Annotated in this window: 9 protein-coding genes; all 9 read right to left on the bottom strand. The window is 68.5% G+C overall.

The annotated features are described in order from the left end of the window. Positions 1-360 precede the first annotated feature (360 nt). A complete protein-coding gene (locus tag VGR67_16190; protein HEV8337951.1) occupies positions 361-1,173 on the bottom strand; it encodes a phosphodiester glycosidase family protein in 813 nt (270 codons plus the stop codon). 95 nt (positions 1,174-1,268) lie between these two features. Beyond that, positions 1,269-2,039 carry a N(G),N(G)-dimethylarginine dimethylaminohydrolase gene (locus tag VGR67_16185; protein ID HEV8337950.1) on the bottom strand — a complete coding sequence of 257 codons (771 nt, stop codon included), beginning with the start codon at positions 2,037-2,039 and terminating at the stop codon, positions 1,269-1,271. A gap of 45 nt (positions 2,040-2,084) precedes the next feature. Next, a complete protein-coding gene (locus tag VGR67_16180; protein HEV8337949.1) occupies positions 2,085-2,864 on the bottom strand; it encodes an NAD-dependent deacylase in 780 nt (259 codons plus the stop codon). Next, positions 2,833-3,459 carry a GNAT family N-acetyltransferase gene (locus tag VGR67_16175; GenBank protein HEV8337948.1) on the bottom strand — a complete coding sequence of 209 codons (627 nt, stop codon included), beginning with the start codon at positions 3,457-3,459 and terminating at the stop codon, positions 2,833-2,835. The genes VGR67_16180 and VGR67_16175 overlap by 32 nt, the downstream gene beginning before the upstream one ends. Next, positions 3,456-3,941, bottom strand: a complete 486-nt coding sequence (locus tag VGR67_16170; GenBank protein HEV8337947.1) for a GNAT family N-acetyltransferase — start codon at positions 3,939-3,941, stop codon at positions 3,456-3,458. The genes VGR67_16175 and VGR67_16170 overlap by 4 nt, the downstream gene beginning before the upstream one ends. After that, on the bottom strand, positions 3,938-4,285 hold the full coding sequence (locus VGR67_16165; GenBank protein HEV8337946.1) for a DUF1801 domain-containing protein: 348 nt from the start codon (positions 4,283-4,285) through the stop codon (positions 3,938-3,940). Before VGR67_16165 ends, VGR67_16170 begins: the two co-directional genes overlap by 4 nt. A gap of 73 nt (positions 4,286-4,358) precedes the next feature. Then, positions 4,359-5,120, bottom strand: coding sequence for an enoyl-CoA hydratase/isomerase family protein (locus tag VGR67_16160; protein ID HEV8337945.1), 762 nt, complete (start codon positions 5,118-5,120; stop codon positions 4,359-4,361). 82 nt (positions 5,121-5,202) lie between these two features. Next, on the bottom strand, positions 5,203-6,654 hold the full coding sequence (locus VGR67_16155) for an aminotransferase class I/II-fold pyridoxal phosphate-dependent enzyme (GenBank protein ID HEV8337944.1): 1,452 nt from the start codon (positions 6,652-6,654) through the stop codon (positions 5,203-5,205). Then, the gene (locus VGR67_16150; protein HEV8337943.1) at positions 6,633-7,814 is read right to left on the bottom strand and encodes an FAD/NAD(P)-binding oxidoreductase; all 1,182 of its coding nucleotides are present in this window, start codon (positions 7,812-7,814) and stop codon (positions 6,633-6,635) included. Before VGR67_16150 ends, VGR67_16155 begins: the two co-directional genes overlap by 22 nt. Positions 7,815-7,837 lie beyond the last annotated feature (23 nt).

The following is a 7,837-nucleotide window of genomic DNA, read 5'->3' as shown; positions in this document are numbered from 1 at the left end:
GTCGTTCGCCACGCCTCGCCCGCTTGGCTCGAAGCGAGATCATCAACACGATCTTGACGGATAGGACTCATCGGGACTCCGAGATCATGCTGGAGAGAAGAGGAACTCTCTCAAATCGCTATTGTTCCGCAGCCTGCTAACAGGCTCCACCAGGGCCGCAAAGTGGAGTTCGTACGCCGAGCCAAGGTGTTGGATCCGACTCCACACACGCTCCGGGATGTATTGCCACCGCTCATCCGGCACGGGATCTGGCAGTTCTCCTTGCGAAACAGCCGCGACCCCGACAAGCTGATCATCTGAATACGTAGAGGGATCCAGCCGGGCCAATAGAGTCATGTTGTCTCGTCCATTCGACGTCGTTCAGCGTGACCCAGCTTGCTTCCGCGCGATGCCGACGACGTTGGGGATGGGCCAGGCGACCTGGATTTGGGATTCCTTGCCGCTCGAGGCCGCGGCGGCGCCCAGGAACTCGTAGTCGCGGTCGGGGCCCTGGACGTAGAGCTGCGCCTCGGTGCCTCCTTCGGAGTACATCGCGCGGGTGAGGCTCAAGGGGAGGGCCCGGAGCATCTCGATCAGATCGTGGGTCGAGTAGGGCGAGCGGACGTGGATGAAGAGGATCCTCCCCTTGCGGTCCGTGCCGATGGCCGCCGTGCTCCACTTCCGGGGCTGCGGGCTCCAGACGTTCTCGCCCTTGCAGGAGATCATGCGGATGCTTTGCACGAAGCTCTGGTAGCGCCTTTTCAAAGCATCGAAGTCGTCGCACTCGCGATCCAGGATGGTGACGGGGGGCACGCCGTTGACGCGCGGGTCGAAGGCGAGGATCGATTTGTCCTTCGAAAGCGATGGGTTGTTCACGTGATCGCCCGTCCGCATGAGCGACACGCTCGTCCGATAATCGGTGCGGTACATGCTGGCGTTGATCGCCGCGACGAGGCCGTTGCGCCGGCACCATTCCTTGGCGGGAAGCGGCCGTCCCTGCCCGGGGGCCGAGGCGTTCAAAAGCCGCAGCTCGAAGCGCGCCGGATCGATGCGCAGGACGCGGATGAGCGAGTCTCCCCACTCCGACGGCCGCGGCGCCGGGAAAGTCCCCAGCTCCAGTCCGCGCTCGAGTTTCTGCCAGGGATTGCCCGTGAGGCGCTCCGTGCCGGCCGCGACGCGGCCAGCCCTCGCCATCAAGAGACCGAGCCCCGCGGCGAGCAGCAGGGCGAAGAGGCCGCGGCGACGGGCGAGGGTGACCCGAACGCAGTTCCGGACGATTCCCGCGGGTCTCAGAAGCGCAGCGAGATGCAGCTCAAGCCTCCGTCCATCTTCTGGAACTCCGACACCTCCAGCGGCACGACCGAGCAGCCCATGCGGCGGAGACGCTGCTCGGTTTGGGGAAACCCGGCGGCGACGAGGAGCGCGTCGTTGACCCGTACGCAGTTGGCGGCATATTCCTCACCCGGGGCGATGCGGAGGATCTCGAAGCCGCGGAAATCTTCCCGTTCCGCCAGAGCCTCGATGACCGCCAGGCGCCCCTCGCCCAGGAAGGCGAGACCGCTTTTCAGGTGGAGGATTCCCGGAGTGCCGCGGATGTCGACGAGGGTGCAGCGGCGGCCCTCCTCTTCCAAGAACGCGGCGAGCTGGCGCGCGCCCGGCTCGTTGGTCCTCTCCGACAGGCCGATGAAGAACCGGTCGCCGGCGTCGCACACGTCCCCGCCGTCGAGGGTGCCGGGCGGGACGATCCGCTCCAGCTTCGGATAGAAACGCGCCAGAGCTGCTTCGACGCTCGCCACCTCGCCCCGCCGGGTTTCGGATCCGGGACGCGTGAGGACGGCGACGCCCGGGGTCACGATCGCCGCGTCCTCCACGAACGTCCCGTCGGGATGCCGCGGATCGGGCTCGAGGCGCGTCAAGCTGAGCCCGCAGCGCTCCAGCGCCTCGCAATAGGCGCGGTGCTGGGCGAGGGCCTTCTCGTAGACCGGCGGTCCGAGCCGGGAGGTCGTGATCCCCCGGAGGAAATCGGGACCCGGAGGCCGAACGACGGCGTTTCGGAACATGGCCTTCTCCTTCGGAAGTATTTTACCCGCTCCGCGAACGACAGTTCACTGCGCCCTCTCCCTCTCCGGCCAGGCCGAGCGGACGAGGGCCGGCAGGACTTCGCCCGAGCGGCCGCGCAGGAGGAAATCCTCCGGGTCGGTGGGCCCCTGCCATTCCGGATTGATGATGGCGACGCGCGCCCCCGCGGCGCGGGCGTGAAAGGAGAACGAGGCCGCCGGCTGGACGCTTCCCGAGGTTCCGATCGACAGGAAGAGATCGCACTCCTCGAGAGCGAGCTGCGCCGCCTGCAGCGCCGCGACGGGAAGACTCTCCCCGAACCAGACGACGTCGGGCCGGAGGAGGCTGCCGCACTGTCCGCAGCGAGGCGGGACCGCGCCCTGCGAGGACCAGGTCGCCGCCGGATGGTGGCGATCGAAGCACTTGCTTCGGCCGATGTTGCCGTGCAGCTCCACGACGTCCCGGCTGCCGGCGCGCGCGTGGAGTCCATCGACGTTCTGGGTCAGAAGGGTCAGGCTCGGGACGCGCCGCTCCAGCTCCACCAGGGCGTAATGGCCCGGATTCGGGTCGGCCCCCGCGACCAGCCCGCGGCGCCATTCGTACCATTCCCAGACGAGGCGCGGATCGCGGCGGAAAGCCTGAGGGGTCGCCAGCTCCTCGGGACGGTACTTCGCCCAGAGGCCCGTCAGCGGCTCCCGGAAAGTCGGCAGACCGCTTTCGGCCGACATTCCGGCGCCAGTCAGGACGACGACGTGCCGGCAGGCTCGCAGAGCGTCGCGAAGAGCTTCGGGGATCTCAAGGGGCGGAGGCGCGGCCACGCGCGGCACTCACTCTCCGGCCTCGGAGCTTCGGCGGGATCGTCACACGCATGATCGGCCGGCTGCGCGAGCGCCTCAGGACTTCCTTGAAGCCGGCCACCGTGAAGGCGGCGGGAGTGCCGGTCCAGATGAAGGGATCCGGCATCTTCATCATGGCCGGGACGACCGGATAGCCCTCCACGATTCGCGCGCCATGCCGCGCCGCGAATTCGACGGCGCCTTGGAGCATCAGCGCGGAGATGCCGTGCCGCCGGTGCTCCTTCTTGACGAAGAGGCACGAGACCGACCAGACCGGCTCCGTATCGACCGGACTGTGGACGCGGGAATTGGCCAGGAATACGTAATCGGCGCGCGGCGCCACCGAGCACCAGGCGATCGCCTCCTCTCCGAGATAACCCAGGACTCCCGGGCTTGCGCCGTGGCGGACGAGCTTCCTCAGCGCCCGGCGATTCCCGGCCCCTTTTCCGGCCAACCAATCCTTCCTCGGAAGGCGCCAGACCATGCACCAGCAACCGCCGCAGGCACCGCGCTCGCCGAACAGCGCCTCCAGGTCGGCCCAGCGCGACTCGGTGGCCGGATGAATCTTCAGAGTGGTTTTGCTCATCGCAGCTTGTGCCTGAGCTTCGGTCCGGTGAAGACGAAGCCGGCGGCTTCATAGAACTTCACCGTGCGCTTCCAACGCTTTTCGGGCGGGGCGGTCACGTCGACGCGGAGCCAGCCTCTCCGGCGCCCGTGCTCCTTCACGGCTTCCAGCAGCCTCTCGCCGATGCCCTCGCCGCGGCGGTCGGGGACGACGTACATCTCATCGATCACGCCGTAGTGGCCGCCGGCGTAGATCGCGAACGTCTCCACGACCGTCGCCACGCCGATCGGGGCGTCCTGGCCGTCCCGCGCCAGGAAGGCGGTGAACCGCTCGGGCGCGGCATCGAGATCCCGGAGCACCTTCGCCGGGTCGACCCCCTGAAACTCCTCGGGATTGTCTTCCAGCTCTTTCAGGAGGCGCTCCACGAGGAACAGGACGGTTTCCCGGTCCGCTTCGGAGGCCTCGGTGATCTTCACTTCGCGTGTTTTCTCACGCGCGCTCATCGCTTGGCCCTCGTTCGCACTTCGACGATACGCGCTCTGACGAGCCGCCTGACGAGATCCGCCGGCAGCGGCTCGGCGAGAGGAAACCGAATCGTTCCCTTGGAGGTCCCGTAACCTTTCAGCTCGCCGGCGTGGGCGCGCCGGATCGCCGCCGTCATCGGATAGAGGCTGGTGTGATGTTTCCAGGCAGCGTAATAGACGAGCGGCCGTCCATCGAGCCGGAAGGCAGGGATTCCGTAGCCGAAGCTCTCGACGGCGCCGGGGGCCGCGGCGCGGATGGCCTGGCGCAGCTTCGTCAGGCGCCTTCGGGCGGCGGGCGGCAAGGACGCAAGATAGGTTTTCACCTGCCTCCTGGCCTGCCTGGGATCGTCCTTTGACGACGAGCGGGGTGCCACTACGACCTCCTGGATGCGTCCGCTATCCTTTCTTCCCGCCGAAGGTGCGGTCGACGTGGGCGCGGATGCGCCGCAGCGCCTCCGGCGTGGTCCAGATCTCCTCGGCGACCTGCTGGATTTCATCCTGGCCGGCGCGCATCCGCTCCAGCGCCGGAGCGCGCAGCTGCGACTTGGTCAGGCTGAACGTCTCGGGATGGACCTCCCCCAGACGGCGTGCCGCGGCGACGCCGCGATCCAACAGCTCCTCCGGCGCCACGACTTCATCCACCAGGCCGAACTCCCGCGCCTCTTCGGGATCGTAAGTGGCGCCGCCATACATGACCCGGCTCAGGTGTTGGGACGGGAGGACGAACCGCATGATCTCGAGCGGGGCCGGCGGAAACGGCACGCCGACCGACAGCTCCGGGACGCCGATCCGGCCGGAGCCGCGCGCCATGACGCGGTGATCGGCCATGCAGGCGAAGATGCATCCGCCGGCGACGGCGTGACCGTTGATCGCGGCGACGAGCGGATGGGGGAAGCTGAAGATCGTCTCGCAGAAATCATGAAGCAGCGGAAGCAGCTCCCGGACGTAGCGTGCGCCGCCGTCGAGGACCCGCAGGAGGTCGACCCCCGCGGAGAAGATCCCGTCCTCGGCGGTGACCACCACGCTCGCCGCGGGACCCCTTGCCGATTTCTCGAAGAACTTCAGGACGGCCCGGCACAGCTCCACGTCGAGCGCGTTCGCCCGGCCGTGCCGGAGCCGCAGGATGGCGATGCCCTGCCGATTTTCCACGTCCATCATGGATTGCGCTCCAGAGGATCTATCGAGTCTTGGAAACCACGGCCCGCCGGACCGAGACTGCTGCGGCTTACGACTTCCAGAGTCAATTTGTCTCGAGCCGCGAGCGCTCGCACTCCGCTTGTAAGAGATCGAAGAGGGCGTCGACGTGCTCGTCGCGGGTGCGGAAGTTGACCGGATTGATCCGGAACCACCAGCGCCCTTTGAGAATCGTCGTCGAGATCCAGAATTTTCCCGTGTCCACGACGCGCCGGGCGACCTCCGCGTGCAGCCGGGCGCGGCGATCCTCGTCGATCTCGCCGCCCCGGTATCGCAGGCAGATCGCCGACATCGGCGGCTTCACCGCCGCCTCGAAATCGGGAGTGCTCCGGCAGCCCTCGTACAGGCGCAACGCCTGGTCCACGTTGCCGTCGATCCAGCGCCCCAGCTCGGCGGCGCCGTAGCGCTTCAGCCCCATCCAGACCTTGAGCCCGCGGAAGCGCCGCGACTGCTCGAAGCCATGGACGTAGTAATTGTACTGCTCCCCCCGGTCGGCCGGATCGGTGAGGTACGGAGGCTGCAGGCCGAAGGAGCGCGTCAGACGGGTCTCGTCCTTGACCAGGATCGCTCCCGCGTCGAGCGGCGCGTAGAACCATTTGTGGGGATCGAGGACGATCGAATCGGCCAGCGCGAGGTCTGCCAGGCGGCCCGGGTATTTCTGCGACAGCAGCATCCCGCCGCCGTAGGCGGCGTCGACGTGCAGCCACGCCTTCTCCCGGTCGGCGATGCGCCGCAGGTCGGAGAGCGGATCGACCGCCCCGGTGTTCGTGCTCCCGCCCATGGCGATGATGCACATCGGCCGGATCCCCTTCTTCCGATCCTCGGCCAGGGCCGCCTCGAGGGCCTCGATCCGGATACGGAACTGATCGTCGGTCGGCAGGATGCGCAACCCCGACCGGCCGATCCCGACGGCGTCGACCGCCTTGTCCACCGAGACGTGGCGCTCCTCCGAGGTGTAGGCGGCCCACCGGCCGGTCACCCCTTCGTGTTGCGCGGCGTCTCCCGACGCCCAGTCGCGCGCCAGCTTCAAGCCGATGAAATTCGCCATCGTCCCGCCGCTGGTGAGGTTCCCGCCGCTTCCGGAGTCGTACCCCGCGAGATCGGTCAGCCAGCGGATCGTCTGCCGCTCGAGCGCCGTCGCCGAAGGGCCGATGACGTAGGCGCCGACGTTCTGGTTGAGCGCCGAAGCGATCAGATCTCCGAGAATCCCGGCGGGCGCCGGCGTGGGCGTGATCAGCCCGAAATAGCCGGGGTGGTTCACGTGGGTGCAGTAAGGCAGCAGCTTCTCCTCCAGCTCGGCAACGATCTCCGGCAGTGGCGTCGCGCGGCGCGGCAGCGGCTCGTCGAACAGGCGGGCGAGCGCGGCCGGATCGACACGGGGAAAGACCGGCCGATCGTCCACCCGCTCCAGATAGTCGGCCAGCAGGTCGATGAGGCGACGGCCCGTGTCGCGGAACTCCTGCAGGTCGCCAGGGTTCAGATCCTTCCGGTCAGCCATCGATCCACCCAGTCCCGTTTCAATTGGTGAGTCGCCGCATCGGCCTCGCAGAGCCGCCCTTCCGGATGCGGCAGATCGAGGAACGAGCCTTCCACCTTCATCGCCTCGCCGCCGCCCGTCTCGAGAAAGCAGTATCCCTTCCCGTCGAAGCGCTCCGGCGATCCTCCGCCGAGAGCCCGGGCGGCGATGTCCCGCGCCACGGCCTTTCCCTGGGCTTCCGCGAAGACTCCCGCCTTCGGGAGCGCCAGAGGGCGATCCGGCCGGAAGCGGCCGGGCAGAGGCAGGACCGTCACGTCGCCGACGGCGTAGACGGGAACCGGGCCCTGGCGCGACGCCACCCGGAAGGTCCCGGGATCGACCGGGATCCAGCCCGTCTCGGAAGTCAGGCCCGAGTCGCGCGCGGCGCGCGGCGCCTCGTGGACGGGGACGGCGATCAAGAGGTCGAAGCGCGCTTGGGTCCCGTCCTCGAACAGGACGCCGCGCTGCCCCGGATCGATAGTCGAAACTTTCCTGCCCGGATGGAATTCGATGCCGCGCGCGGCCAGCGCTTCCCGCAGCCGCTTGCCCGCCTCCGGGCCGGCCGCCCCGAGCGGCGTCTCCTCGACGGTGTGGATGCTGATCCGCGAGCGCTCCGCCAGCCCTCGCTCGCCGAGCAGGCGCTCGATGACGAAGGCGGCCTCGTAGGGCGCCGCCGGGCATTTGAACGGCAGGCGCGGGATCAGGAGGACGAGGTCGCCTCCCGCGAAGTCCCGCAGCCGGGCGGCGAGCCGTTCCGCCCCGTCCTGCGTGTAGAACGTCTCGGCCGAGTCCAGGCCCGGAAGCGCTTTCATGCTGACGTCCGCCCCGAGGGCGATGACGACGTAGTCGCCGCGCAGCCGGCCCGCGCTGGTCTCGACCTCGCCGCTTGCGGGATCGACCCGCGTCACCGCGGCTTCGACGAGATCGACTCCGGCGGGGAGAAGCGCTTCCCTCGGCCGGGCCAGCTCCTCGCGCCGGGCCCTCCCGGTCGCGAGCCAGATGTTCGTCGCCCCAACGGAGAAGTCGGCTGCCGCGTCGACGACGGTGATGCGGTGCTCTGCCGGCAGCAATCCGCGCAGGGTCCGGGCCGTGGCCAGCCCGCCCATGCCGCCGCCGAGGACCAGGCTCGTGGTCGACTGCATCGCCATTCTCCACCCCCCACATC

It is taken from the genome of Candidatus Polarisedimenticolia bacterium (assembly GCA_036004685.1).
GTDB lineage: Bacteria > Acidobacteriota > Polarisedimenticolia > Gp22-AA2 > AA152 > DASYRE01.
The sequence above is the reverse complement of the archived record's forward strand: the minus strand, read 5'-3'. Positions and strand labels throughout refer to the sequence as shown.

Excerpts from the sequence above, each read along its gene's own strand:
- VGR67_16160 (HEV8337945.1), bottom strand. The coding sequence starts at position 5,120 with ATGATGGACGTGGAAAATCGGCAGGGCATCGCCATCCTGCGGCTCCGG.
- VGR67_16190 (HEV8337951.1), bottom strand. The coding sequence starts at position 1,173 with ATGGCGAGGGCTGGCCGCGTCGCGGCCGGCACGGAGCGCCTCACGGGC.
- VGR67_16185 (HEV8337950.1), bottom strand. The coding sequence starts at position 2,039 with ATGTTCCGAAACGCCGTCGTTCGGCCTCCGGGTCCCGATTTCCTCCGG.
- VGR67_16175 (HEV8337948.1), bottom strand. The coding sequence starts at position 3,459 with ATGAGCAAAACCACTCTGAAGATTCATCCGGCCACCGAGTCGCGCTGG.
- VGR67_16155 (HEV8337944.1), bottom strand. The coding sequence starts at position 6,654 with ATGGCTGACCGGAAGGATCTGAACCCTGGCGACCTGCAGGAGTTCCGC.
- VGR67_16170 (HEV8337947.1), bottom strand. The coding sequence starts at position 3,941 with ATGAGCGCGCGTGAGAAAACACGCGAAGTGAAGATCACCGAGGCCTCC.
- VGR67_16150 (HEV8337943.1), bottom strand. The coding sequence starts at position 7,814 with ATGCAGTCGACCACGAGCCTGGTCCTCGGCGGCGGCATGGGCGGGCTG.